The sequence below is a fragment of the Pantoea sp. XAF26B01_ASV70 genome, assembly GCF_054512635.1.
Genome location: NZ_CM137251.1, coordinates 695901 through 721136, shown reverse-complemented (window position 1 = coordinate 721136; position 25236 = coordinate 695901). Strand labels below are relative to the sequence as shown.

At 56.2% G+C, this 25236-nt stretch carries 21 protein-coding genes, 1 tRNA gene and 1 pseudogene; 6 read left to right on the top strand and 17 right to left on the bottom strand.

Translation table 11 applies throughout. The features are described from left to right. Window positions 1-83 precede the first annotated feature (83 nt). Entirely contained in the window at window positions 84-632 is a 549-nt protein-coding gene (locus ACX8ZY_RS03425; RefSeq protein ID WP_459260610.1) for a pili assembly chaperone, read from the bottom strand. A gap of 213 nt (window positions 633-845) precedes the next feature. On the opposite strand from ACX8ZY_RS03425, the gene ACX8ZY_RS03420 reads away from it, so the two are divergent. Both ACX8ZY_RS03420 and ACX8ZY_RS03415 read left to right on the top strand, forming a co-directional pair. Further along, window positions 846-2381: a conjugal transfer nickase/helicase domain-containing protein gene (locus tag ACX8ZY_RS03420; RefSeq protein ID WP_459260609.1), complete on the top strand. Its 1536-nt coding sequence runs from the start codon at window positions 846-848 to the stop codon at window positions 2379-2381. Window positions 2382-2409: 28 nt separating this feature from the next. Further along, a pseudogene (locus ACX8ZY_RS03415) lies at window positions 2410-3374 on the top strand (tyrosine-type recombinase/integrase). A gap of 281 nt (window positions 3375-3655) precedes the next feature. Here the strand turns inward: ACX8ZY_RS03415 and ACX8ZY_RS03410 are convergent. Further along, window positions 3656-3731: transfer RNA gene (locus tag ACX8ZY_RS03410), tRNA-Phe, on the bottom strand. 223 nt (window positions 3732-3954) lie between these two features. On the opposite strand from ACX8ZY_RS03410, the gene ACX8ZY_RS03405 reads away from it, so the two are divergent. Beyond that, a complete protein-coding gene (locus tag ACX8ZY_RS03405) occupies window positions 3955-5274 on the top strand; it encodes a methyl-accepting chemotaxis protein (protein ID WP_064689983.1) in 1320 nt (439 codons plus the stop codon). A 26-nt stretch (window positions 5275-5300) separates the two neighbouring features. On the opposite strand, the gene mrdA is transcribed toward ACX8ZY_RS03405, so the two are convergent. The 13 genes from mrdA to ACX8ZY_RS03340 form a co-directional block, all read right to left on the bottom strand. Further along, entirely contained in the window at window positions 5301-7172 is a 1872-nt protein-coding gene (gene mrdA, locus ACX8ZY_RS03400) for a penicillin-binding protein 2 (RefSeq protein ID WP_010248949.1), read from the bottom strand. Between the two features lie 219 nt (window positions 7173-7391). Continuing rightward, window positions 7392-8105 carry a purine-nucleoside phosphorylase gene (gene deoD, locus ACX8ZY_RS03395; RefSeq protein WP_010248951.1) on the bottom strand — a complete coding sequence of 238 codons (714 nt, stop codon included), beginning with the start codon at window positions 8103-8105 and terminating at the stop codon, window positions 7392-7394. A gap of 26 nt (window positions 8106-8131) precedes the next feature. Beyond that, entirely contained in the window at window positions 8132-9355 is a 1224-nt protein-coding gene (gene deoB / locus ACX8ZY_RS03390; protein ID WP_010671093.1) for a phosphopentomutase, read from the bottom strand. 95 nt (window positions 9356-9450) lie between these two features. After that, entirely contained in the window at window positions 9451-10779 is a 1329-nt protein-coding gene (gene deoA / locus ACX8ZY_RS03385) for a thymidine phosphorylase (protein WP_421665228.1), read from the bottom strand. A gap of 62 nt (window positions 10780-10841) precedes the next feature. Beyond that, complete coding sequence (gene deoC / locus ACX8ZY_RS03380) at window positions 10842-11621, bottom strand: deoxyribose-phosphate aldolase (RefSeq protein ID WP_010248957.1); 780 nt, start codon at window positions 11619-11621, stop codon at window positions 10842-10844. A gap of 249 nt (window positions 11622-11870) precedes the next feature. Continuing rightward, window positions 11871-12668, bottom strand: a complete 798-nt coding sequence (locus tag ACX8ZY_RS03375) for a TatD family hydrolase (protein WP_010671095.1) — start codon at window positions 12666-12668, stop codon at window positions 11871-11873. Then, window positions 12665-13717 carry a patatin-like phospholipase family protein gene (locus ACX8ZY_RS03370; protein WP_031594053.1) on the bottom strand — a complete coding sequence of 351 codons (1053 nt, stop codon included), beginning with the start codon at window positions 13715-13717 and terminating at the stop codon, window positions 12665-12667. The genes ACX8ZY_RS03375 and ACX8ZY_RS03370 overlap by 4 nt, the downstream gene beginning before the upstream one ends. 220 nt (window positions 13718-13937) lie before the next feature. Further along, a complete protein-coding gene (locus ACX8ZY_RS03365; RefSeq protein WP_003848537.1) occupies window positions 13938-14099 on the bottom strand; it encodes a DUF1328 domain-containing protein in 162 nt (53 codons plus the stop codon). A 112-nt stretch (window positions 14100-14211) separates the two neighbouring features. Further along, the gene (osmY, locus tag ACX8ZY_RS03360) at window positions 14212-14826 is read right to left on the bottom strand and encodes a molecular chaperone OsmY (RefSeq protein WP_010671097.1); all 615 of its coding nucleotides are present in this window, start codon (window positions 14824-14826) and stop codon (window positions 14212-14214) included. 258 nt (window positions 14827-15084) lie between these two features. Further along, the gene (gene prfC / locus ACX8ZY_RS03355; protein ID WP_010671098.1) at window positions 15085-16671 is read right to left on the bottom strand and encodes a peptide chain release factor 3; all 1587 of its coding nucleotides are present in this window, start codon (window positions 16669-16671) and stop codon (window positions 15085-15087) included. Window positions 16672-16964: 293 nt separating this feature from the next. After that, complete coding sequence (locus tag ACX8ZY_RS03350; protein WP_421665227.1) at window positions 16965-18068, bottom strand: M20 peptidase aminoacylase family protein; 1104 nt, start codon at window positions 18066-18068, stop codon at window positions 16965-16967. 4 nt (window positions 18069-18072) lie between these two features. Further along, on the bottom strand, window positions 18073-18546 hold the full coding sequence (locus ACX8ZY_RS03345) for a YjiG family protein (protein WP_010248980.1): 474 nt from the start codon (window positions 18544-18546) through the stop codon (window positions 18073-18075). Further along, window positions 18536-19204 carry a nucleoside recognition domain-containing protein gene (locus ACX8ZY_RS03340; protein WP_010671100.1) on the bottom strand — a complete coding sequence of 223 codons (669 nt, stop codon included), beginning with the start codon at window positions 19202-19204 and terminating at the stop codon, window positions 18536-18538. Before ACX8ZY_RS03340 ends, ACX8ZY_RS03345 begins: the two co-directional genes overlap by 11 nt. A 489-nt stretch (window positions 19205-19693) precedes the next feature. Here ACX8ZY_RS03340 and ftnA point away from each other — a divergent pair, with 489 nt between their 5' ends. Then, window positions 19694-20200: a non-heme ferritin gene (gene ftnA / locus ACX8ZY_RS03335; protein WP_010248984.1), complete on the top strand. Its 507-nt coding sequence runs from the start codon at window positions 19694-19696 to the stop codon at window positions 20198-20200. Window positions 20201-20260: 60 nt separating this feature from the next. Here the strand turns inward: ftnA and ACX8ZY_RS03330 are convergent, their stop codons facing one another. Beyond that, window positions 20261-22624: a glycoside hydrolase family 31 protein gene (locus ACX8ZY_RS03330; RefSeq protein ID WP_421665226.1), complete on the bottom strand. Its 2364-nt coding sequence runs from the start codon at window positions 22622-22624 to the stop codon at window positions 20261-20263. A 10-nt stretch (window positions 22625-22634) separates the two neighbouring features. After that, window positions 22635-23945 (bottom strand): MFS transporter, encoded by a 1311-nt coding sequence (locus ACX8ZY_RS03325; RefSeq protein WP_010248988.1) that lies wholly within the window; start codon window positions 23943-23945, stop codon window positions 22635-22637. Here ACX8ZY_RS03325 and ACX8ZY_RS03320 point away from each other — a divergent pair. Both ACX8ZY_RS03320 and ACX8ZY_RS03315 read left to right on the top strand, forming a co-directional pair. Further along, on the top strand, window positions 23917-24171 hold the full coding sequence (locus tag ACX8ZY_RS03320; protein WP_033758796.1) for a hypothetical protein: 255 nt from the start codon (window positions 23917-23919) through the stop codon (window positions 24169-24171). The two genes, ACX8ZY_RS03325 and ACX8ZY_RS03320, sit on opposite strands and share 29 nt — an antisense overlap. Further along, window positions 24168-25232 carry a LacI family DNA-binding transcriptional regulator gene (locus ACX8ZY_RS03315; protein ID WP_010248992.1) on the top strand — a complete coding sequence of 355 codons (1065 nt, stop codon included), beginning with the start codon at window positions 24168-24170 and terminating at the stop codon, window positions 25230-25232. The genes ACX8ZY_RS03320 and ACX8ZY_RS03315 overlap by 4 nt, the downstream gene beginning before the upstream one ends. The last annotated feature ends 4 nt before the right edge of the window (window positions 25233-25236 follow it).

The window sequence follows — 25236 nt, the reverse complement described above, 5'->3', positions numbered from 1 at the left end:
TATAACGCGATATTTCGATCGTTCAGATCGAATACAGGCATGTATTCAGTGTGAATAATTCCTTTACGGCCTGACAGCCGAAATTATTTTTCCGGTTCAGAAGATTTCCGCAGCAGCATTACCGGCCATTCGCTGCGTGACGGGCTGCGCCAGCGCCACTGCCTGAACAGAATTTCCAGCTGCATCAGGGCGCGGGCAGCATCCCGGAAAGGGACACTCGTCAGCCGGCTGCGGTAAGACCAGCCCTGCGCAGTCAGGTACGCCCTGAGTCTGGCCGCCCGCACCGGCGTCAGCAGGTGCGAGGCAATGACGACGGTCTTTCCCTCCTGCAGTGCGGATTCTGCCGCCTCATACACGCCTGACCAGAACCAGCTCACGCGCTCAGGCGTCAGCCCCACGGTGGGCTGCCAGGGAGACAGGTGCACGGTGATGCGTTTTCTGCGGCTCAGCATACAGGGCTTCCTGAGCAGCTGACGGGTGAGCCAGTCGAGCGGCCTGAGCATAAACGGCGAGGCGGCCGTCAGCATCCAGAGCGTCAGATCGCTGCACGGACCGGCCGGGGTCAGCAGGCTGAAAGCGAGCGTGAGCGCCAGCCAGAGAAAGAGGGTCAGGATAACCAGACGTTGCTGCATGGGTGTGTTCAGTTTAATTAACGGATGGTGCGCACAGAAAAGCACGGGACGTTAACGGCGTCCGTCGTAAACCCTGAATCCGGTATGAAAAATTAAAGCAAGCGGGATGTCTGCCTGAGGCAGATAAGGGTTTAGGGTTGCAAACCACGCCCGGTCTCATAGCGTTACGTCATTTCTGAAGCAGAATGAAAGGCAGTGACGATGGTGCGGATAATGAAATGGCTGGCTGGCAGGACGGCGCAAAAGCCGGCGGCGCAGCGGCTGAACACGGACGTGAAAGAGGTGGCGTTTCGCCCGGTCCTCACCGGCAGCGAACTGATGCAGACGGCTGAGCGGCGTAAGCTTGCGAAAATGCTGGCGGAAAACAGCCCCCTGTCGCAGTCCGTGACGGAGGCCTGGTGGCTTCAGCCGGCACAGGCACTGCTTGCGTGCGTACAGGACTGTCCTGCCGCGTGGCGCGGGCCTTACTCCGGGCCGGGGGGATTTGGCGACCTGAGCCTGAGCGTGGCGGTCAGGGCCGTCCGGCTGGTCCGGGGCATGATGCTGCCGCCCGGCGCGGCTTCAGAAGAGCAGTCTGAGCAGGCGCCGGGCTGGGTCTGCGCGGTGTTCTGGGCGGGGCTGTTTCATCATCTGGCCTGGCTGACGCAGGCCGAAGGTGCCACGGAAAAAGGGCGGGTGTGGTATCCGGGCCTGCAGGAGCCGGACAGCGCGTGGCGAATCCGGCCCGCAAAAGAGGTGCAGGTATCACAGCTGACGGGCCAGTACATGGCCGCACGGCTGTTACCGGCGTCCGGAATGCTGTGGCTGCAGCGCTGGCCGGAGATTTCACACTCCCTGCTGCAGTTTATGGCGGGTGAGCGCAGCGGTGTGCTGTACGGCATCATTGCTGAGGCAAGGCAGGGAGCCGGACTGAATTACGGGAATTTATCAGATGCATCCGGAGCGGAATTTGTAAGCATCGTGCCGGAAGTACAGGTCACTGAAACTGCACCAAATTTAGCACACATCGCACCCGTCCTTTTGTCGAGTCATATCAGTTCAGCAAATGTTTCAGAACCGATTGGAAGCGAAGCGGCAAAGTATACTGCACCTCAGTCAGGCGATGGGTCAGGAGGGGCAGAGAATGCCCCCCCGGTCATCACGGCACTGGTGTCGGCCCTGGACAGCATTGATACCGGTTCTGCCCCGGATGAGTCAGCCCCTGATGGCGCGGACAGTGATACGCAGGCAGACCTGCTGGTCGCACTGGACCGCATGACGGCCGGACAGTCGCCGGTCTGTACCGCTGAAGATAACATGCAGCCTCAGCCAGAGCCTGAGCAAACCGCGAGTGCCATGCTGCAGAGCGCGACTACGGAAGCAGTTTCGGCCGCAACAGACGGCGAGCGGTTTATGGAGTGGCTGAGGGAAAGCGTTGAAGGTGGCACGCTGACGGTAAACGAGCGTGACAGTCCGCTGCACGTCCTGGCCGGTTTTGTCTTTCTGGTGTCGCCGGACGTTTTCTTTAAATTCATTGCTTCAAAGCCAGAGAATAACGCCGACAAAAACAGGTTGCAGAAAAGTTTTGAGGCGCTGGGACTTCATCATTCACGAAATGGGAAAGGGTTATACCATTACCATAAATACGACTCGCCGGATAAAAGCGGTCGTTTTACCAGCCTGTCGGGATATATGGTACGGCCCGACATTATATTAAAAAGAGGAAGCTGTCCTGCGGACAGTATATGGCTTTCGCCACGGCGGGAGTAATTACAGGGTTAATAACACTGAGGCTGTCATGTCTGAAAAAGTGACTTTCAATATGATTCTGGAGGATTACTTTTTTAATAAAGTTCTCCGGGAAGCAACAGAATGGAGCTATAAAAAAGTCGTCAAAACGTTTACTGAATATGCCGGGGAATCATTATTACCGGGCAGCGTTACCCGCACGGATGTCCTTAAATGGCGGCGTCACGTCCTCAACGAACAGAAGCTGAGTAAAAGGACCTGGAATAATAAAGTTGCGCATATGCGGGCTATATTCAATCACGCGATGGCCAGCAAACTTATTTCTCTATCGGATAATCCCTTCAACGGGGTGGTCGTGAAACCTGAAATTAAGCGAAAAAAGACACTTACCCGCGAGCAGATGCGAAAGATCGATATTACCATGCAACGTAAGGTTGAACTCGAACAGCTGGGGATACTTGATGTCAGGCCAAACGCGTTGGAACCGGCCTGGTTCTGGAAGACGGTCATAGACACGCTGAAGTATACCGGTATGCGGCAGAATCAGTTACTGCACATCCGGCTGTGTGACGTTGACCTGAACATGGGCGTCATTGAGCTGCGGCCTGAAGGATCTAAAAGCCACCGTGAGCATCGTGTGCCCGTGACCGACAAACTCAGACCCGGTCTGGAGGAGCTGTGCAGGCAGGCGGTCCGGAAAGGGGCAAAATTAAAAGACCAGCTGTTTAACATTAACCTGTTTAACCGGATAAAGAAAAAAAGGTCAGAGGCAGTAACATGGATCATCTGCCGCTGCGGGCTTTTTTCAGGCGGCTGTCAAAAGAGTGCCAATGTGACATCAGCCCGCACCGGTTCAGGCATACAATTGCCACAGATCTAATGAAAACCCCGGAACGAAGCTTGAATGACGTCAAAATGCTGCTGGGACATTCCAGTGTGGCGGTGACACTGGAATACGTTGAAGCCAACATGGATCTTCTGCGGCATAACCTTGAAGAAGCCTTCAGGGTTTAAGACTAATCTTAACCCAAATTTCTAATTAGCTGATAATAAAAAGGGAAAAAAGGCGGGGTTTTACTTTACAGATCGTTGACATAACTGCGATGAAAAGGTAAATACCTGTAACTGAAATACTCGGGATGCGAGAAATCCGGATGATGCGCTAACATCATCCGGATTCTTAATCCCTAAACCCCAGGTGCAGAACGAACGTGACTCATCCTGCACGATGACGAAAAGGGATCTCTGTCTTGCCCGTTAAGAATCTCACCCCTTAACGAACAGGCTCTGAAGAGTGGTGCCCGAACCCGGAATCGAACCAGGGACACGGGGATTTTCAATCCCCTGCTCTACCGACTGAGCTATTCGGGCAACGGGGCGCATTAAACCAAAGCGGCCCGGCAGCGTCAAACGCTTTTCACCAAAATCAAATCGACTGACCGCTTTTCCATCAACCCAAAGAGTGGGTCTGACCTGCCGCCATAAACCTCTCTGTTGGCCGGATATATTTTAGTCAGAAAGCAGGCAGAGTCTGCATTGTGACGCGAAATTGCCGATATAGCATGCGAGACCAACACTAATAATAAGGATCGCCATGTTTTCCACCATTACATCAGGTATCGCTTCCCGTCACAGCTGGCAGAAGCGTTCACACTCAGCGGCAACGCTGAGCTCTCTCAATGGCTCCATCGCCATGATTGAATTCTCTCCCGATGGCTCCATTCTCAGCGCGAATGCGCTGTTTCTGGCGCGCATGGGCTACGCGCTGGCGGAGATCGAAGACCAGCACCACAGCCTGTTTTGTACCGCAGAGCAGCTTGAGTCGCGGGACTATCAGGATTTCTGGCTGCGACTGAACCGGGGCGAAAGCTTCAGCGATAAGTTCCTGCGCGTGGCGAAAAACGGCCGACCGGTATGGCTCGAAGCCAACTATGTACCGGTGCAGAACCGCCATGGCCGGGTGATTAAAATCGTCAAACTGGCAACCGACATCACCGATCATATCAACGATGCGCAGGAGCAGCGCGCCATCACCACCGCCATAGAACGGTCGATGGCGGTGATCGCTTTTAACCTCAAAGGTGAAGTGCTGAAAGCCAATGACAACTTCCTGAAAACCATGGGTTATCGTCGTGAGGAGGTAGAAGGTGTTCACCACCGTCGCTTCTGCTCGCAGGCGCTGCGCGACAGCCGCGAATATAGCGAGTTCTGGCAGCAGCTGAACCGCGGCGAATTTGTCTCAGGTCAGTTTCCCCGGGTCAATAAACGGGGTGAGACTATCTGGCTGCGCGCCACCTACAATCCGGTGTTTGACGAACAGGGCAGGCTCTACAAAATCGTGAAATTCGCCACTGATGTGACCGCGCAGGTGGAAAAGAATCAGCAGGAACATGATGCGGCACAGCGGGCTTATCACACCGCGCTGCAAACGGATGAAAGCACAAAGCTGGGTGCCGATGTTATCGCCAGCAGCGTGCAGACCATGAACGCCCTGGCGGGTGAACTGCAGGGGATCTCCGGTGATATTACCGGACTGAGTGAATCCTCAGAGCGTATCGGCGCGATTGTGGAAGGTATCCGCCGGATAGCCGATCAGACTAACCTGCTGGCGTTGAATGCCGCTATTGAAGCGGCACGGGCAGGAACCCATGGCCGCAGCTTTGCGGTAGTGGCTAATGAAGTCCGCACGCTGGCAGCAAACATCAATCGCGCCACCACCGACATCGAAAATCGGATACAGCAAAACCATCAGCTGGCGAGCCGGGCACTGAAAGGGATTGAATCCAACCTGAAGCGCGCCGATCAGGGCGTACAGCTGGCCCAGGAGGCGGGCGGCGTGATTGCGGAAATCCGTGAAGGCGCAACGGATGTAGTACGCGCCATCGGCCAGGTGACCAAAACGCTTAAAGTCTGACGCTCTGCGGGGGCAACCGCCCCCTTTTAAGGTGTTGCCTGAACCGGCGCTTCTGGCACCGGCGGGATAAAGATATGATCCAGAATCGCCCGCATTACAGGTGCCGCAGTAATTCCTTCGTTGCCACCATTCTCCAGAATTAACGCTACCGCCACTTTCGGGTCATTAAAGGGCGCAAAGGCGGTGTAGAAGATATGGTCACGCAGCCGTACCGGTATCATCTTCGCGTTATAGGTCTGGTTCTGGCGCAGGCTGAACACCTGCGACGTCCCGCTTTTCGCAGCGATGCCATAGGGTGCCGTGTGGAAATATTTATAACCGGTGCCGTTGGGTGCGTTAGCCATGCCAAACATCGCGTGGCGTACCAGCGACCAGTAAGGTGAATGAGGATCGCCAATCTGCGCTTCATGCTGCTGCGGATGATAGTTCTCCACCAGCGTGCCGCGCTGGGTTTTCTCCAGCAGATGGGGAGCAATGACCCGACCGTTATTAATCAGCGCCACCATCGCTTTCACCATCTGAATGGGTGTCGCAATCCAGTAACCCTGCCCAATGCCAACCGACACTGTATCACCCTGATACCAGGCCTTTTTATGCACCTTCTGCTTCCACTCACGGCTCGGCAGTAAACCGCTGTACTCCTCATTCAGGTCAATGCCGGTCGATTTGCCATAGCCAAACTGGCTGAGCATGGTGTGAATGCGATCGATGCCCATCATGAACGCCACCTGGTAGAAGAAGGTGTCGGCAGACTCTTCGATTGCCCGCGTCACATCCAGCATGCCGTGCCCGGTTTTTTTCCAGTCGCGATAGCGCCGGTCCGTGCCTGGCAGCGTCCAGGTAGGTGCGCCAAAGAATTGCGACTGCGGCGTAATCACATGAGTCAGCAGCGCCGACATCGCCATGTAAGGCTTCACCGTGGAGGCGGGCGGATAGAGTCCCTGCGTGACGCGGTTAATCAGCGGCAGATCTTTGTCCTGTAGCAGCTTTTTATAGGCCTGATAGCTGATGCCTTTTACAAACGGATTGGGATCGTAGCTGGGGCTGGAGACCATCGCCAGCACGGAGCCGTCGTGCGGATCTTCAATCAGCAGCGCCGCACGCTGCCCCGCCAGCAGGCTTTCCACATACTGTTGCAGGTGCAGATCCAGCGTCAGCGTCAGGTTTTTACCCGCGACCGGCGGTACCTCTTTCAGCACCCGCACAATGCGGCCATGATTATCCACTTCCACTTCCTGATAACCCGGCTTGCCGTGCAGCAGCGCTTCGTAATAACCCTCAATCCCCTGCTTACCAATGTTATGGTCAGCCGCATAGTTTTCGGCGATGCCTTCCGCATTTAGCCGTTTATAGTCGTTATCGTTGATTTTCGACACATAGCCGATCACATGCGCCAGATCCGCGCCATAGGGATATTCACGATCCTGGTAGGTCTCAATGCTGGCGCCAGTGAAGTGAAACTGATTGACCGCAAAGCGGGCGACCTGCTCTTCAGTCAGCTCCTCTTTCAGCACCACCGGCTTGTAACGGCTGGTCTGCTTCAGCGCATGGCGGAAGGTGTCGATTTCGTCCGGCGTCAGATTAACGATCGGCGTGAGTGCCCGCAGCGTGGCGTCCATGTCGCTGATTTTGTAAGGCGTCAGCGTAATGGCGTACCAGCTGACGTTTCGCACCAGCGGAATGCCGTTGCGGTCATAAATCAGCCCGCGCGTCGGGGCGATGGGGATCATTTTGATGTCGTTCTGGTTAGAGCGCGTCTGGTAATAGCCATGATCACGCACCTGTAAGCGAAAAAGGTTTACGCCAAGAATGGTGAAACAGAGACAGACCAGAGCAAAGGCTATTGCAGCGCGGCGGGCAAACAGCTTCTCTTCAGCTTGGAAGTTACGAAAGTTCATCAGGGGGCATTATCAGGCGATTAATTATTATCTGTTATTGCGCACCATGATAAAGCGCGATCGCGGGCGTGCCAGCGCGAAGATGCACAAGCCTGACCAAAAGTGTGTCATTTGATGTGAATGTTACCGGGACGGCGAGGCGGGAAAATGCAGATCCCCCGGTTAAGGGGGATCTGCGCAAGGGGATCGGGCAGCAGGCGTCAATGCCTGCCACGCTGATTAATCACCCAGCAGAACAGACTCCAGCGCAATCTTGATCATGTCGTTGAAGGTGGTCTGACGCTCAGCAGCGGTGGTCTGCTCGTGCGTACGGATGTGGTCTGATACGGTGCAGATGGTCAGCGCTTTAGCACCGAACTCTGCGGCCACACCGTAGATACCTGCAGCTTCCATCTCAACGCCGAGGATGCCATATTTTTCCATCACGTCGAACATCTGCGGATCCGGGGTGTAGAAGAGATCGGCAGAGAAGATGTTACCTACGCGCGCTTCAACACCCAGGTTTTTCGCCGCATCAACCGCGTTACGCACCATGTCGAAGTCAGCAATCGCAGCAAAATCGTGATCTTTGAAACGCATACGGTTCACTTTGGAATCGGTGCAGGCACCCATACCAATCACGATGTCACGCAGTTTTACATCGGCACGCACGGCACCACAGGAGCCCACACGGATGATCTTTTTCACGCCGAAGTCGGTGATCAGCTCTTTGGTGTAGATGGAGCAGGAAGGAATACCCATTCCGTGGCCCATTACAGAGACTTTGCGGCCTTTATAGGTGCCGGTGTAGCCCAGCATCCCGCGCACGTTGTTAACTTCTACCGGATTTTCCAGGAAGGTTTCAGCAATGTGCTTTGCACGCAGCGGATCGCCAGGCATCAGCACGACGTCTGCGAAATCGCCCATTTCAGCATTAATATGAGGGGTTGCCATTGTTTAATCCTTGTTAAATTGCTGATTTACAGCATGTTCTTGCCATAGTCCATCTCGGACAGGCCAAAATAGTGTGCAATTGTCTGACCAATATCGGCGAAAGTTTCGCGGTAACCGAGTGAACCCGGCTCGACTTTCGGTCCGTAGATAAGAATCGGAATGTGCTCACGCGTGTGTTCAGTACCTTCCCACGTCGGGTCACAGCCGTGGTCAGCGGTCAGGATCAGAATGTCATCTTCTCCGACTAACTCCATCAGCTCAGGCAGACGACGGTCAAACAGCTCCAGCCCGCCCGCATAACCGGCAACATCACGACGATGTCCCCAGGTTGAGTCGAAATCAACGAAGTTAGTGAAAACAATCGCCTGATCCGGCGCGGTTTTCATCTCCTGAATCGTCGCGTCAAACAGCGCATCCAGACCGGTCGCTTTGACCTTTTTGGTAATGCCCTGCTCAGCATAGATATCGGCGATTTTACCCACGGAGATCACGTGACCGCCCTTCTCATCCACCAGCTTTTTCAGCATGGTGGCGGATGGTGGCTCGACTGCCAGGTCGTGACGATTGCCGGTGCGCTCAAACTGACCCGCTTTGTCGCCCACAAACGGACGGGCGATAACCCGGCCAATGTTGTAGCCACCTTCGGTCAGCTCTTCACGGGCGATTTCGCACAGCGCATAGAGACGATCCAGACCAAAGGTCTCTTCGTGACAGGCGATCTGGAACACCGAGTCCGCAGAGGTATAGAAAATCGGCTTGCCGGTTTTCATATGCTCTTCGCCCAGCTGGTCGAGGATCACCGTACCTGAAGAGTGGCAGTTCCCGAGATAGCCCGGCAGATCTGCGCGCTCGACCAGTTTGTCCAGCAGTTCCTGAGGGAAGCTGTTCTCTTTGTCGCTGAAGTAGCCCCAGTCAAACAGCACCGGCACACCGGCGATCTCCCAGTGGCCTGACGGCGTATCTTTACCTGACGAAAGCTCGCTGGCGTAAGCGTACGCGCCGGTGATTTTCGCCTCAGGATCCAGACCTGCCGGGAAGCGGCCGGTCGACAGCTCTGCGGCTTTGCCCAGACCCAGCGCGGTTAGATTAGGCAGATGCAATGGGCCTTTACGTCCCTTGTCTGCTTCACCCCTGAAACAGGCTTCGGCGATGTGACCTAAAGTATCCGAACCTGCGTCGCCGAATTTATCGGCATCTTTACTGGAGCCAATTCCAAAGGAATCGAGAACCATAATAAAAGCACGTTTCATGCAAGTCTCCTGCGCATTGGCGCGTGACAAGTCAAAAAAAAGCGATCAGATCAGTATACCCGAATGCATCGCAGCTGGCACCGGTTACCGGTCAGTTAGCTGATATCGCTCACACGGCGATAGACAACCGGCGTCTCAGCCGGGGCGAAATTACCGAGCACCAGCGCGGCTTTGACCGCGGCGGCGGCCTGCTGCCATTTGTCTTCGCTGCTGGCGTGAATGATCGCCAGTGGACGCTGCGCATCGGCACGTTCGCCCAGGGTGATCATGTCGCTTAAGCCGACGCTGTAATCAATACTGTCGCTGGCACGCTGACGTCCGCCCCCCATTGCCACCACCGCCAGACCCAGCGCACGGGTATCCATGCTGCTGACGATGCCTGGCTGGTCGGCATACACCGGCTTGCTCAGCATGGCTTGCGGCAGATAAGCGTCGTAGCGTTCCACGAAATCGGCAGGTCCCTGCTGGGCAGCGACCATACGACCAAATACCTCGGCTGCTTTGCCGTTATCCAGCACCGTCATCAGTTTCTGACGCGCTTCGGTGTCGCTGGCGGCCAGTTTGCCGGAGACCAGCATTTCGCTGCAGAGCGCCAGCGTCACTTCCAGCAGGCGCGGATTCCGCTCTTCGCCCGTCAGGAAGCGAACCGCTTCACGCACTTCCAGCGCGTTACCGGCTGAGGAGGCGAGAACCTGGTTCATATCCGTCAGCAGTGCGGTGGTCTGGCAACCTGCGCCATTGGCGACGCCAACAATTGACTGCGCCAGACTTTCTGACGCCTCGTAGGTTGGCATAAACGCGCCGGAACCCACTTTGACATCCATCACCAGTGCATCCAGCCCTTCTGCCAGCTTCTTCGCCAGAATCGAGGCGGTAATCAGCGGGATCGAATCGACGGTGGCGGTGATGTCACGCGTGGCGTAGAAACGCTTATCCGCCGGTGCCAGCGAGCTGGTCTGGCCGATAATCGCCACACCCACCTGCTTAATGATCTCGCGGAAGCGATCATCGCTCGGGAAGATATCGAAGCCCGGGATCGCTTCCAGTTTATCCAGCGTGCCACCGGTATGGCCAAGGCCACGACCCGAGATCATCGGGACATATCCGCCGCAGGCCGCGACCATCGGCCCTAACATCAGCGACGTCACATCGCCGACGCCGCCGGTCGAGTGCTTATCCACCACCGGCCCATTGAGGTTAAGTGATTTCCAGTTCAGTACCGTACCGGAATCACGCATCGCCATGGTCAGCGCGACCCGCTCAGGCAGCGTCATATCGCGGAAATAGATGGTCATCGCCAGCGCGGCGATCTGACCTTCCGAAACGGTGTTATCACGCACGCCATTGATGAAGAAGCGAATCTCCTCTTCAGTCAGCGCATGGCCGTCACGTTTTTTGCGAATTATTTCTTGTGGCAGGAACAAGGTAACCCCCTGGTTCAGGGAAATCAGGATGGGGAACAGGCGGTCAGCGACCGCCTGAAGGATCAGTAACCCGCTTTGCTGGTGTCGCTGTCATGACCCAGGGTGTTGAGCAGGCTCGCCAGCAGGCTTGATGCACCAAAGCGGAAATGACGCGCATCGGCCCAGTCGGCACCCAGCGTCTCTTCCGCCATTTTCAGATAGATAGCGGCATCTTCAGCGGTGCGCACGCCACCAGCGGGCTTAAAGCCAACCTGCTGGCTGACGCCTTTATCACGGATCACGTTCATCATGATCTGCGCCACTTCAGGCGTGGCGTTAACCGGCACTTTACCGGTAGAGGTTTTGATGAAATCGGCACCGGCATCAATGGCAATCTCAGAGGCCTGACGGATCAGCGCTTCCTGCTTCAGTTCACCGGTTTCGATGATCACTTTCAGCAGCACATCTGCTTCGGCACAGGCGGTTTTACAGGCTTTCACCAGATCGAAACCGACCTGACTGTTACCGGCGATCAGCGCACGATACGGGAACACCACATCCACTTCATCGGCACCGTAGGCGATAGCGGCGCGGGTTTCTGCCAGCGCAATATCAATGTCGTCATTGCCGTGCGGGAAGTTAGTCACCGTAGCGATGCGGATCTCCGGGGTACCCTGCTCGCGCAGCGTTTTACGGGCAATCGGAATAAAACGCGGATAGATACAGATTGCGGCGGTGTTGCCTGCCGGGGATTTGGCCTGATGACACAGGGCGATCACTTTTGCGTCGGTGTCGTCGTCATTCAGGGTGGTTAAATCCATCAGTTTCAGGGCGCGCAGGGCAAGGTCTTTGATATCGGTCATGAGGCTCTCCAAAGGATCGGGGTGCAACCCACCGGCTCGCCGGCGGAATGTTATAATAATAACACTCTGATGCGGCCTGATATGTGCCAGGAGTCACATAGGAATAAGAAATTAATGCAACATTGCCACGTTTACTGTGACTAACATTACAGATAACGGTACCTGATGGTCATTATACGCCAGCGGGTGCAATGTTACTATTATCACATTTAAGCGCGAAGGCTGCAGGTCGGGTGAGACGCGGGGGGGTCAGTTGCGCAGCGCCGGGAAAGCGGGGTCGAGCTGAAATAGCTGCTGACTGTTGTGCCACAGCGCATCGGCAATCTCCTCAGGTGACTCTTCACGCAGGCTGCAGAGCACCTCCCACACCTGACGCGCCCGCTCCGGACGATTAGGCTGGCCCTGAAAGCCCTGCAGCGGCATATCGGGTGCATCGGTTTCCAGCAGCAGCGAAGAGAGCGGCAGCTGCGCCACAGTCTGGCGGGTTTTGCTGGCGCGTTCATAGGTAATGGTCCCGCCGATGCCAATCGCATAGCCCAGCTTAATAAAGGCCTGCGCCTGCTGCAGGCTGCCCGCGAAACCATGCACCACACCACGGCGCGGCAGATCGTAACGACGCAGAATCTGCGCCAGCTTGTCATGAGTGCGGCGCGAATGCAGGATCACCGGCAGCTGATACGCTTTCGCCAGCTTAAGCTGCGCCTCAAGAAAGCGTTGCTGCTTATCAAACTGCGGATCGTCGCGATAGAGATCCAGCCCGATCTCGCCGATCGCCACCAGCTTACGCGGCCGCTGTTGCAGTAAGGTTTCCAGCTGGTCGAGATGGGCCTCCTGATGATTTTCGATGACGATTGGATGCAGGCCCAGCGCGGCATAGAGCGCCGGTTGCGCCGCGGCTAACGCGCAGACCCGCTCAAAGCGGCTGGCATCGATCGCCGGAACGATAATCTTTTCCACGCCAGCTTCTGCAGCACGTGCCAGGCTGCCAGAGATATCCCCTTCAAACGGCGGAAAATCGAAGTGGCAGTGCGTATCGATAAACTTCATGCCAGCGATCCTTTGTCGTAATCAGCATCATTATCCGCCAGCGGCGGTGTGATGATGAGGCGGGTATCGGGTGCATTGGCTGCCGGAGCAGGCGGCGTTACGATACGCGCCGTGGTCATCGGTTCCGCATCACTCAGCCACTGGCCCAGCGTGGCGAGGAAATAGCGACCGCAACGCCGTCCCAGATGATAATCCTGATTCAGTGAAGCGATGCGGCTCCCCAGCGCACTGCTGGCCAGCGCATGCGGCGGAAAGATTTCGATAATGCGCAAATCATCGGGCGGATTCTCAATGAACTGCTGAATTTCCCGATAGCTCTGCTCATGCTTATTCAGCACGTTGATCATCGGCTGCAGTGCGCCGGTGCTGAGCCAGCGTTCCATCCGCTTAAACCATTTCGGGGTGTAGAACATCTGCGAGGGCACGGTGCGGATCACCACAATGGTATCAGCGCCACGGCGGGCGGCTTCACGCACCGGAATCGCATCGCTGATGCCGCCATCGAGATAGCTGATCCCTTCCAGACTGACCCCCAGCCGGTAAAAACCGGGAATGGCACTGGAGGCTTTGATCAGATCCAGCCAGTTATCGGCGGTCGGGTTGAAGTAGCCAGGCGTGTAGTCGTCACTGCGGCAGGCGCACATATAAAACTCGCGGCCGCTGGAGAACAGCTGTTCCGCGCTGCTCATCGCCAGCGGAAATTCACTGCGGGTGATATCTATCAGCCAGTCGAGATCGATCAGATTGCCACCACGCACAAAGCGCAGCGGATCAAAAAAGAGTTTACTGGTGGTATAGCGGGTAATCACACGTCGGGCATAGCCGGGCTGACCACAGACATAGGCAGAAAGATTTTGTGCACCGGCAGAGGTGCCGAGCATCAGCTGAAAGGGGTTGAATCGGGCACGCTGAAATTCATCTAATACGCCTGCGGTGAAAATGCCGCGTTGACCGCCGCCTTCACAAACCAGCGCAATTTTCTGAGATTTAAACGGAGTCAGGGCCAGAGGTTCAATGGCGCCGAGCGTGACAGGAATGCGTATACCCACTGTGCGAACCTCAAAAAGGGGTTCCGGGTCTGCTGGAGGATCGATCCGTTAAAGACGGCAGCATTCCGGAGAACCAGTCATATGTTCCTTTAACCGGCAGGCCAGCTGGGCTGGCTTACCTTGCAGCGATGTGAAGGTGTCCCTCTCTTCACGTCAGTCGCTACAGATGACTGGTCTCCGCTCTATGCTTTGCGTTGCATTACACTGCAGGACTCATCGGCTAAAGCTTTTTACGGCCGGTAAACAGGCTGATGAGGAACAGGATAATACCAACGACGAAGACAACTTTAGCTGCCCATGCTGCTGTGCCCGCTAAACCGCCAAAACCTAACGCTGCAGCGATCAGTGCGATCACCAGAAAAATAATGCCCCAACGAAACATAAGCCTCTCCTTACCCTATTTAAAAATCGAATATTTTAAAATCGATCTGCTTATTTCATCCCCGGATGGGTATCTTTTATTCGTACGGCCACAGAAGTGGCCGTACGCAAGCTTAAGATTTAACCGTCAGGTCATTCTTAACGCTTTTCACGCCTTCAATGGCTTTAGCAATGCTTTCTGCACGATCTGACTGTGCCTGATTAGCAACCTGCCCTGAAAGCTGAACAACGCCGTCTGTGGTCTCAACTTTTACGTTGCGCGACGGAACAATGTCATCCGCTAATAGCTTAGCTTTAATTTCGCTGGTCGTAGCGGTATCGCCCGCATAACCTTTCATTGATGATGCTTTGCTGTCTCTGACGTGTAGTTTGTCGCTGACGGATTTAACACCTTCGATTTTCTGCACCACAGCTACAGCTTTCTCAGCCTGATCCTGTGAGGTGACGAAACCGCTTAAGGTCACGACGCCGCTATGCGTTTTTACCGAGATATCCGTGCTTTTAATTGCGTCATCATCTACCAGCGCCGCTTTGGCTTTGGCGGTGATGCCGCTGTCATCCATATAACCATCGACTTTTTTCATAGAACTATCGATTTTTGAACCCGCGCTGTCGGCTGTCTGTGACGCTTTCTGCGACATTGATTCGTCAGCCAGTGCGCTGCCGCTGATCAGTGCTGAGCCAATCATGGCGGCCATCAGGGTTTTAGCAATCTTAGTCTTGTTCATCGATATCTTCCTTCTATCAGTTAACTCACCCAAAAACTGTGGGCGCAACAGAGGCACAGGTGCCGCTGCGTTACAGGACGTAAGGACAAGAGAAGTCTCTTCCGCCGTCCGATAGAGTAATCATAGACGGCATTTTGCAAATTGCCTGGCTAACTGGTTGATCACACGTCAAAACAGAAGAAAAACGGGGTTTTTAGGAGGAGTCTGGAAGGAGGAAAACAGGGCCACTCCCAGCTGGAATGGCCCGGAAACAGGCGATTAGTGCTCGCGCGTTTTGCGGAAACGGACGTCAGGGTAACGTTCCTGCGTAATATTAAGATTAACCATGGTTGGCGCGATATAAGTCAAATTATTGCCGCCATCGAGTGCCAGGTTAACTTCGTTTTTACGCTGGAAGTCCTCAAACTTTTTCGCGTCGCTGCATTCAACCCAGCGCGCCGTAGAGACGTTGATCGCTTCGTAGATCGCTTCGACGTTATATTCGCTTTTCAGACGGGCAACCACCACATCGAACTGCAGCACCCCGACCGCGCCCACGATCAGATCGTTGTTATGCACCGGACGGAACACCTGTACCGCACCCTCTTCCGACAGCTGAACCAGCCCTTTCAGCAGCTGTTTCTGCTTCAGCGGATCGCGCAGACGAATACGGCGGAACAGCTCTGGCGCGAAGTTCGGAATACCGGTGAACTTCATGTTTTCACCCTGAGTAAAGGTGTCGCCAATCTGAATGGTGCCGTGGTTATGCAGGCCGATGATATCGCCAGGATACGCTTCTTCAACGTGCGAACGGTCGCCCGCCATAAAGGTCAGGGCGTCGGAGATCACCACATCTTTGCCGGTGCGCACCTGACGCAGCTTCATCCCTTTTTCATATTTACCGGACACCACACGCATAAAGGCCACGCGGTCGCGGTGTTTCGGGTCCATGTTGGCCTGGATCTTAAACACGAAACCGGTGAACTTCTCTTCTTTCGCTTCTACCGTGCGGGTGTCGGTGTCACGCGGCATCGGACGCGGTGCCCATGCCACCAAGCCATCCAGCATATGGTCAACGCCAAAGTTACCCAGCGCGGTGCCGAAGAAGACCGGCGACAGTTTGCCGCTCAGGAAGGCTTCCTGCTCAAACTCGTGCGATGCGCCCTGTACCAGCTCCAGCTCTTCACGCAGCTGTGCCGCCAGATCGTCACCGACTGCGGTGTCGAGGTCCGGGTTGTTCAGCCCCTTCACGATGCGGACATCCTGAATGGTGTGGCCTTTACCGGTCTGGTAGAGATAGGTCTCATCTTTGTAGAGGTGATAAACCCCTTTGAACAGTTTGCCGCAGCCGATAGGCCAGGTGATCGGTGCGCAGGCAATTTTCAGCTCGCTTTCCACCTCATCCAGCACTTCCATCGGGTCGCGGATGTCACGGTCAAGTTTGTTCATAAAGGTCAGGATCGGCGTATCGCGCAGACGGGTAACTTCCATCAGCTTACGGGTACGATCCTCGACGCCTTTAGCGGCATCAATCACCATCAGACAGCAGTCAACCGCGGTAAGCGTACGGTAGGTATCTTCCGAGAAATCTTCGTGACCCGGGGTATCCAGCAGGTTCACCAGGCTATCGCGATAGGGGAACTGCATCACCGAGGTGGTAATGGAGATACCACGCTGTTTCTCCATCTCCATCCAGTCCGACTTAGCGTGCTGGTTAGAGCCACGGCCTTTTACCGTACCGGCGGTCTGGATAGCCTGTCCGAACAGCAACACTTTTTCGGTAATGGTGGTTTTACCGGCATCCGGGTGCGAAATGATCGCGAAGGTGCGGCGGCGTGCCACCTCTTCTAAAAAGGGATTAGACATGGAATTCTTCTCAATAGGCAGCGCAACTTACTGGCGCTGCTGATAAATCACGGTGGCCGGCAGAACCTTACCGGCGGGTAAACGGTGCCAAAAACGATCTTTCATCGTTGGCGGGTCAGCGCGAAGTTACATTGGCGTGAATTCCGGTTACCTGGTCAGCTTTAAGGCGGCATAGCATACAATATTTTGCGCGCGCGGCCTACAGGGAGAGGGGCAGGATTTCAGGGGCGGGGAATCGGGGAAAGGTGGATGCCGCAACAAAGCGGGACGGGTCTGCACCCGCCCCGCCTCCGTTATCCCAGCACCTTTCTGACGCAGGCTTTGAAGATCTGCACACCAATCTCCAGCGAGTCGAGATCAAAATGCATGTCGGGATGATGCAATCCGGGCGTCAGGTTGGTGCCCAGCCCCCAGAAGCCCGCTTTTACACCCGGACGCTTCACCGGATAGTAGAAAAAGTCCTCGCTGCCTGGCGTGGTCCGGGTTGACAGCGCGCCCTCTTCGCCCAGCACCTCGACGATCGCGGCGCGGATCACCGCCGTCGCCTCATCATCAATCTCGGCGGCGGGCATCTCTTTTAATACGCGGACCTCGGCGCTGGCACCCAGGGCCGCCACGCTGTGAGTAATGGCGCGCGTGACCTGCTCTTTCAGCAGCGTCATCGGCCCGTTCTCCTGCGAACGCAGATCCCAGACTACGCGGGCTTCATCCGGCACCGAGTTGGTGACACCGGCGTCGCACAGGAAGCGGGTCGCTTTGACGCTCCAGGTCAGGCCGGGCGAGAGGTGGATGGAGTTGACCGCCTGAACCGCCTGTACGGCAGCATCCAGCGCATTCACCCCCAGGTGCGGACGCGCCGCATGGGCGGGCTGGCCTTTGATGGTCGCTTCCAGCGTGCTGCAGGCTGAGTAGAGCACCGCAGGCACCGCCTGGCCGACCACGCACTCCTCCAGCGGACGCAGATGGAACCCCAGAATCATCTCCACATCATCCAGTGCGCCACCTTCGATCATTGAGAGCGCACCGGCGCCCAGCTCCTCGGCGGGCTGGAACAGGATCTTCAGCCGGCCACGTTTCACCGCGCCCTCCTGCAGCAGAGCCGTCGCCGCCGTCAGCACGACCGAAGAGTGACCGTCGTGACCGCAGGTGTGGCGCGCACACGGCACGCCATCAATGATGTGCCCCAGCGCATCCATATCCGCGCGCAGCGCCAGCACCGGACCCGGCACATCGCTGTCGATCTCGGCCACAATGCCCGTGGTGTTATTGATATTGCGCGTCACCTTCAGGCCCGCTTTCTCCAGCTGATCGGCGATGTAGGCCGAGGTTTTCACCTCCTGAAAACCCAGCTCCGGAATTTCGTGTAAATAGTGGTAATGCTCTAATACCTCAGACACAGGGTTACTCCTGAATAAACAGACGCATAACAGACATTGCGATCAGCGCGTTGATGATGCTCACCAGCATCAGCAGCGGCCAGTATTTTTTTGGCACATCGGCCACGCCCAGCAGCCGTCCCATATATTGCAGCTGCGATCCCATCAGGAAAATCGCCGGGGCCAGAATCGTGATATCCGCGCCGGTCAGCAGCCCTTTGGTCAGCAGACTCACCGCTACGCCGGTACCCGCCGACGATGAGAGCCAGGCGGTGAGCAGCACCGTAATTGCCTCACCCGGCAGGCCGAACAGCCCCATCACTGGCGCAAAAACGTGCCCGAGAAACTGCATGATGCCGAGCAGATTGAGCACTTCTGCCAGCACATAGGCCATCACCACATTTGGCATCAGGTTGTGAATGGCGATGTGAAAGCCTTTACGCGCGCCGGTCACAAACACATCAAAGGGATTACTGCTGGTCGTGATTTTATTTTCCATCGGCGAAATCCTTCTTATAAACACTGTTTAACACAGCGCGCGTTATCGCCGCACCGACAAATTTCAGCACGAACATTAATAACAGCGGAATAATAATCGGCAGCGTCATTGAGGCGAATAGCGCGGAGCCGATGGCGAAATAATTATTGATTAAGCCGGCACCGGAATATTGCCAGGCACTCATCACCACCACCTCTTTTTTACCGATCTGATTCTGGTCGGCCATCTCTTTGGTTAATGCCGCGCCCGCGTCGGTACTTTGCAGGTCGGTGATTAACGCCAGACCGCAATGGCCCGGCAGCCCCATCAGCGGCTTAAGCAGCGGCGTCAGCAACCGATGCGCCGCGCGAATCGCGCCGTAGTGGGTGAAGATTTCCAGCACGCCCAGCGCCAGCATCACCGTGGGCGTCAGCGACAGCGCAAACAGGAAACCCGCTTTGGCACTGAGTCCGCCTGCGCCAAGAAAGGTGTTGCTGGCGGGATCTTTCATGGTGCCAAAGCTGCCGCCCAGCGTGGTGAAGTCAAAGGCGCCCAGCCATGAAAGACCCTCGACGTTATAAAACAGCCCTGAGAAAAACAGGATGGCAAAAATTAACGCGACATAACTGCCTTTGGTCGCCGTCATTTTTACCGGACTTACCACACTTTCATCTGACATTATTTTCTCCTGATAACCTGGCTTGCCGCCTCTTCCCTGCCGTGGCAAGTTTCAATATATGGAACTGAGTTCTAAGCATGATTTATGCCAGAGCCGATTGGCGCGCGATGATTAATGGCCCTGCTGTCACCTCTGGGCGTTTAATCCACGCCCTGCCTGTTATGGCTCTGCGAAATATCTTTTTCTGACGGCAACGTGATATTTCCGGCGCGTTATCAGATGACCGCTATTTCTCCAGCTTCAGCGGCGATTGCACCAGCAGGATAGCGACCGGGCGCACTATCATGGTGCTGAAATCCTGATTTTGTTGCCCGATAAGGAGTGATGCAGAATGAGAATCGCTCGCATTCAATTTGCGAAATAATTCTATTTAAATCAATCAGATAAATTGGCTGTTTTTGCGGAAAAGCCTTCGCTTTACTAACATATTTGATGCATAATTCACCGACTATACCTGTTTATTTAACATCTTCTTAAAAGGACTCGGCCATGCTGACTGCTGAAATGACTGGGCGTTTAAACGACCAGCTGAACCTGGAATTTTTCTCTGCCAATCTTTATCTGCAAATGAGTGCCTGGTGCAGCGACAAAGGCTTTGAGGGTGCCGCTTCCTTCCTGAAGATGCATTCACGCGAAGAGATGCAGCATATGCAGCGTCTTTTTGATTACCTGAGCGATACCGGCGGCATGCCGGTGCTGGGTACCATCGCTGCGCCGCCAGTCTCTTTCACCTCGCTGAATGAAATTCTGCAGCAGGCGCTGGAGCATGAGCAGCTGATCACCAGCAAAATCAATGAACTGGCCCATGCTGCCATGACCTCACAGGATTACTCTACCTTCAACTTCCTGCAGTGGTATGTTGCCGAGCAGCATGAAGAAGAGAAACTGTTCAAAACCGTGCTGGATAAACTGGCGCTGGTCAGCAACAGCGGCAACGGTCTGTTCCTGGTCGATAAAGATCTGGGCCGCATGAGCACCGAGAACCACGCAGAATAATGTTTATCGGCCCCTTTTCGGGGCCGATCTTATTGCCGTCTTGCTGACACCACTGCACCGCTATTCCAGCCGGTAACTCGCGGCTTTCACGCCATTCACCCACAGTTCACGGCTTTCACCCGCAGGCAGTAACAGCGCGATCTCCCGCCAGGCTGGCTGGTAATCTCCACGTTTTTCCACCGTCAGCTCGATACGCGTGGCGCTGCTGCAGAGCGTCCAGCGAAGCCATAGCGCATTACCCTGCTGCCAGCCGTGGCTCTCGCCATCGTCATCAAACATTTCGCCTTGTGTCTGCACGCCTTCGGGGGCAGGCCATAGCTGCCATTGCCGCACCGTATCACGCCGCGCATCGGTGGTGCTTTCGCACTCGCCCAGCGGGATCACCGCACCGGCCCTTACCAGCAGCGGCAACCGATCCAGCGGCGCATCCAGCGTGATGGTCTCACCGCCCGCAAACGCCTTGCCGCTGTGCCAGTCATACCAGCCGCCGCGGTTACGGGGCAGATAGACTTCACGACTGCGCGCGCCCTGCTCCACTACGCTGGCGACCAGCAGATCGCGCCCCAGCATAAAGTCATCACACTCCTGATAGGTCAGCGGATCCTGCTCGTGATCGAGGAAGGTCGGGCGCAGCATCGGCTCATCTTCCACACTGGCCTGCCACGCCAGGTTATAGAGGTAGGGCATCAGGCGATAGCGCAGCCGGATCGCCTCGCGGATCATCGGTGTGACCTCCGGGTACATCCAGGGCTCGTTTACCGTGTGATCGTCATTCCAGGAGTGAATAGTAAAGCGCGGGTGCATAACGCCATTCTGAACCCAGCGCACAAACAGCTCGGCATCCGGCTTATCGCCCGAGAAGCCGCCGACATCGTGCCCGACGTTAAACAGCCCTGAGAGGCTCATCCCCAGTCCCATGCGGATGTTGTAGCGCAGGGTTTGCCAGCTGGTGCGGTTATCGCCGCTCCAGGTCTGTACATAGCGCTGCATCCCGGCGCAGCCGGAACGGGAGATCAGATAAGGGCGTTTGTCCGGTGCAAATTGCTGCTGGGCTTCCATTGAGGCGCGCATCATCAGCAACGGCATTACCGGCCGGATATGCTTGATGGCGATCGGCTGACCAAAACCGTGACAGCGCGCTTCGCCATCCCACACCTCATATTCGTTGTTGTCATTCCAGGTGGAATCGATGCCCTTTTCCAGCAGCTGCCGGGTGACATTCTCCTGCCACCAGCGCACCGCCTGCGGATGAGTGAAGTCGAGGTGCGAGCCTTCATCGTCCCAGAACACCGAACGCTCAGGACGATCCTGCTCAGAGTCACGAATAAACAGCCCATGCGCAGCCACTTCCTGATAGCGCGGATGATCCTGCAGCAGGCAGGGCTTGATGTTGGCTGCCAGCTTCATTCCGGCAGTATGAAACGCGTCGCTCAGCGCATTGGGATTCGGGACTTTGTCGTAGTTCCAGTTGAAGACGTAGCGCTTGTTGTTAATCGAGGTGTAACCCGAAGAGAGCTGGAACGAGTCGCAGGGAATTTCATGCTCGCGACACAGACGGATAAAGGATTGCAGCTGCTGTTGCGCGTCGGGCGCGTCGGTGTAGTGCATGGTGGACCCACTGTAGCCCAGGCTCCACTTCGGCTGAAACAGGGTGCGACCGGTCAGACGCACAAAGGCTTTGGTGACGTCGAGCAGCGTCGGGCCCAGCATCATGTAGTAATCGAGATCGCCCGCCTCGGCGCGGTAGCGACGATAAGGGAGATGGTAGTTATCCAGCTCATTCCCCAGATCGAGCCAGCTGCTGCTCAGGTTGTCATAGAACAGGCCAAAACTGACGCCATCGCGCTGCGTCAGGGTAAACGGAATATGTTTATAGAGCGGATCGGTGCTGGCGGCGTTGTAGCCCATGGCGTCCAGATTACGCATCTCAAAACGGCGGTTAACGCGGTTCAGATCGCCGCTCTTCTCGCCCAGGCCATAAACCCGATCCTGCGGCTGGCGACGCTGATAGTGCTCGACTCCATCACCGTGCGCATTGAGCAGATAGGCACCGGTGTGACGGTCGGCGGCCAGCGGCTGCCAGCTCTCACCATCAAACTGCTCCCAGCTCAGGCAGAGCGGCTGATGCACCGTGACACGCAGCCGTTGCGTGCTGATGCGCAACTGCTGCGCATCGTGTTCAACCTTAAATGCCGGCAGCGTAAAGCCATCCAGCGCCTCACGATCCCGCCCCTGCCAGGGCACGTCGCTGACAGGGGCAATGCTCCAGGTGCGGTTCAGCGCCAGCTCACCGTCGCGCTTCAGCAGCACGCGCATCAGCTTATCCTCCAGCACGTAAAGCCGCAGGAAGTGACGATCTTCGACCTTGAGTTCAACAAAGTGATCGGCCTGCTGATGCAGCGTCCAGTTCTTCAGGGTTTTCATCGCGATATCCTTATGGGTTAGCAGGGCGCTGGCGGCGTTCGGCGACCAGCATCACCAGGAAAACGGCACCAATCAGGTCAAAGAAGCCCATCGCCACAAACAGCGGATTGAAGCCGATGGTATCGGCGGTGACACCGATAATCAGCGAGAAGATAAAGCTGGCGATCCAGGCGCAGGAGCCGCGCATGCCGTTGACCGTGGCCATCTGGCGGCGATCAAAACGCTCCACCACCAGCGCGCTCAGCATGCAGGAGATCACCTGATGGCCGAAGCCACCGACGGAGATCAGGGCGATCGCCAGCCAGGGATCTTTTACCAGCGTCATCAGCGCCAGTGAGACCATCAGCAGTGCGCCGGTCACCGAACTGGCAACAATCGAATTGACGCGGGTGAGACCAAACCAGCGCACATAGATTTTGGTCAGATAGCCGCTGGCAACGCTGCCGAGGTCGGCGGCCAGAAACGGCAGCCAGGCAAACATCACGATCTGCTTGAGATCCATGCCGCGCTCATTGGCCAGATAGAGCGGCACCCAGAAGCTCAGTACCGCCCAGGCCGGTTCGGCCAGAAAAGCCGGGATGGCGATGCCGTAGAATTTCTTCTCTTTACCAATCACTTTCAGCGCGGTGAAGAACGGCAGTTTTTCCCCGATCGCTTCGTTGTCCTGATTAATAAAGGCCCGCTCTTCATCAGAGAGACGAGGATGGCTCTCGGGCGAGTGATATCCCCACCACCAGAGTGCAACCCACAGCAGGCCCAGCCCGCCTGTCAGCAGAAAGGCGCCCTGCCAGCCAAACGTTATGTGCGCGACATAAATAATCGGCGGTGCCAGCATGGCACCAATCGAAAAGCCGACGCCCGCCCAGCCCGCCGCGACCGGACGCTCCTTTTTCGGAAACCAGTCACCGATCGCTTTGGCGTTCGCGGGCGTTGCCGCCGCCTCAGAGGCGCCCATGACAAAGCGCAGCAATGCCAGATGCAGCCAGCTTCCCGCGCCGGCGTGCAGCAGACAGGTCACCGACCAGATCAGCGCACAGATCAGGAAGCCCATCTTCAGTCCGATCACATCGATCAGCCAGCCGCAGATTGGCTGAAACAGGGTATAGGCCAGCTGAAACGCCGCCACCACCCAGGAGTACTGTTCGGTCGTCATGTGCAGACTGTTTTTAAGTTCCGGTGCCAGAATGCCGAGCGAGTTGCGGGTGATGTAGTTGACGGTTACACCCAGCAGGAACATTCCCAGCATCCACCAGCGTAAATTTTTAATCACGCGCACCGTGCGGGATGCACTGATGGGTTTGGTTGTTGATTCGAGGCTCATTGTGCCACTCCTGATTGCCATTGATGACGCACACCGCCTGCTGGCGTACCGCGTGTCCTGTAACGAACTTAGAAAAGTGCGAAACGTGGGTACAGACACTTTTTTGCAACGCTTTTCATGGCAGGCTGGATCCCGGCAGAAAATGGCACTGAAACGCTTATCTGACGCGATTCAGCAGGTTATGAAAAATTTTTCATCAGCAGATTTGAAGGCGATCACAGAATGAAACAAAGGCTGAAAGTAAGCGAAATTGCGGCACTCAGCGGCGTCTCCATCAGTACGGTGTCGCGGGTGCTGGCGGGTAAAGCCAATACCCGGCCCGCCACCCGTGACAAAGTGCTGGCCGTGGCGCAGCAGCAGGGCGTGCTAAACAACCTGCACAGTGGTCGCCTGCTGCTGAATAACCTGATGGTCTTTGCCCCGCCGCGCGCCTTTGATGTACGCAGTGACATCTTCTACTACAAAGTGATTCAGGGGATCAGCCAGGCGGTGGAGCCGCATGAGGTGCGGCTGCGCTACTGCCCGCTGGAGGAGGTGGAAAGTGATGCGGCGCTGTTTATCGATAAGATGCAGCAGACCGAAGCGGCACTGCTGATCGGCATTGATGATGAGCATATTCATCAGCTGGCGGCGGAGATGAACAAACCCTGCGTGCTGATTAACGCCCGCGATCGCCGAATGCGTCTGCCTTCAGTCTCGCCCCATCATCAGCTGATTGGTGAATTCTCAGCGCGCTATCTGTTTGAGCAGGGACACCGGCAGATCCTGTCGCTGCATTGCTTACGCCGCTACACCATGGAGCAGCGATTGCAGGGGGTGCGCGACGCCTGGCATGCCATGAACCTGCGGTTTGACAGCCGCCAGCATCTGCTGACCCTGAACAGCTTCAGCAGCAATGAAGCGGCGGAGCGGCTGAGTGAATATCTGCGCCACTGCCCTGATGCGCTTCGCCCGACCGCGATTCTCGCCAGCGGTGATTACATTGCGGCGGGCGCCGTCACTGCCCTGGAGCAGGCCGGTCTGCGGGTGCCGCAGGATATTTCGGTGATGAGTATGGATGGCTTCAACCTGGCCGCTATCCACGATATTCCGCTGACCTCGGTGCAGGTGCCACGTGATGAGCTGGGCGCAGCGGCAGTGAGAATGTTGCAGGAGATGCGACTGAATCCCGGCACACCCACTGGCAGCCTGCTGCTGAATGGCAGGCTGGTGGTGCGCGAGTCGGTGCGGCGCATTCGCGATAATCTCAGCCATGCGCCGGTCCAGCAGCATGGCCTCTATGATTAACACG

Bases quoted from the DNA above. Each gene is read 5' to 3' on its own strand.
- ACX8ZY_RS03425 (WP_459260610.1), bottom strand. From the start codon at position 632: ATGCAGCAACGTCTGGTTATCCTGACCCTCTTTCTCTGGCTGGCGCTC.
- ACX8ZY_RS03420 (WP_459260609.1), top strand. From the start codon at position 846: ATGAAATGGCTGGCTGGCAGGACGGCGCAAAAGCCGGCGGCGCAGCGG.
- ACX8ZY_RS03405 (WP_064689983.1), top strand. From the start codon at position 3,955: ATGTTTTCCACCATTACATCAGGTATCGCTTCCCGTCACAGCTGGCAG.
- mrdA (WP_010248949.1), bottom strand. From the start codon at position 7,172: ATGAACTTTCGTAACTTCCAAGCTGAAGAGAAGCTGTTTGCCCGCCGC.
- deoD (WP_010248951.1), bottom strand. From the start codon at position 8,105: ATGGCAACCCCTCATATTAATGCTGAAATGGGCGATTTCGCAGACGTC.
- deoB (WP_010671093.1), bottom strand. From the start codon at position 9,355: ATGAAACGTGCTTTTATTATGGTTCTCGATTCCTTTGGAATTGGCTCC.
- deoC (WP_010248957.1), bottom strand. From the start codon at position 11,621: ATGACCGATATCAAAGACCTTGCCCTGCGCGCCCTGAAACTGATGGAT.
- ACX8ZY_RS03375 (WP_010671095.1), bottom strand. From the start codon at position 12,668: ATGAAGTTTATCGATACGCACTGCCACTTCGATTTTCCGCCGTTTGAA.
- ACX8ZY_RS03365 (WP_003848537.1), bottom strand. From the start codon at position 14,099: ATGTTTCGTTGGGGCATTATTTTTCTGGTGATCGCACTGATCGCTGCA.
- osmY (WP_010671097.1), bottom strand. From the start codon at position 14,826: ATGAACAAGACTAAGATTGCTAAAACCCTGATGGCCGCCATGATTGGC.
- prfC (WP_010671098.1), bottom strand. From the start codon at position 16,671: ATGTCTAATCCCTTTTTAGAAGAGGTGGCACGCCGCCGCACCTTCGCG.
- ACX8ZY_RS03345 (WP_010248980.1), bottom strand. From the start codon at position 18,546: ATGGAAAATAAAATCACGACCAGCAGTAATCCCTTTGATGTGTTTGTG.
- ACX8ZY_RS03340 (WP_010671100.1), bottom strand. From the start codon at position 19,204: ATGTCAGATGAAAGTGTGGTAAGTCCGGTAAAAATGACGGCGACCAAA.
- ftnA (WP_010248984.1), top strand. From the start codon at position 19,694: ATGCTGACTGCTGAAATGACTGGGCGTTTAAACGACCAGCTGAACCTG.
- ACX8ZY_RS03330 (WP_421665226.1), bottom strand. From the start codon at position 22,624: ATGAAAACCCTGAAGAACTGGACGCTGCATCAGCAGGCCGATCACTTT.
- ACX8ZY_RS03320 (WP_033758796.1), top strand. From the start codon at position 23,917: ATGGGTTTGGTTGTTGATTCGAGGCTCATTGTGCCACTCCTGATTGCC.
- ACX8ZY_RS03325 (WP_010248988.1), bottom strand. From the start codon at position 23,945: ATGAGCCTCGAATCAACAACCAAACCCATCAGTGCATCCCGCACGGTG.
- ACX8ZY_RS03315 (WP_010248992.1), top strand. From the start codon at position 24,168: ATGAAACAAAGGCTGAAAGTAAGCGAAATTGCGGCACTCAGCGGCGTC.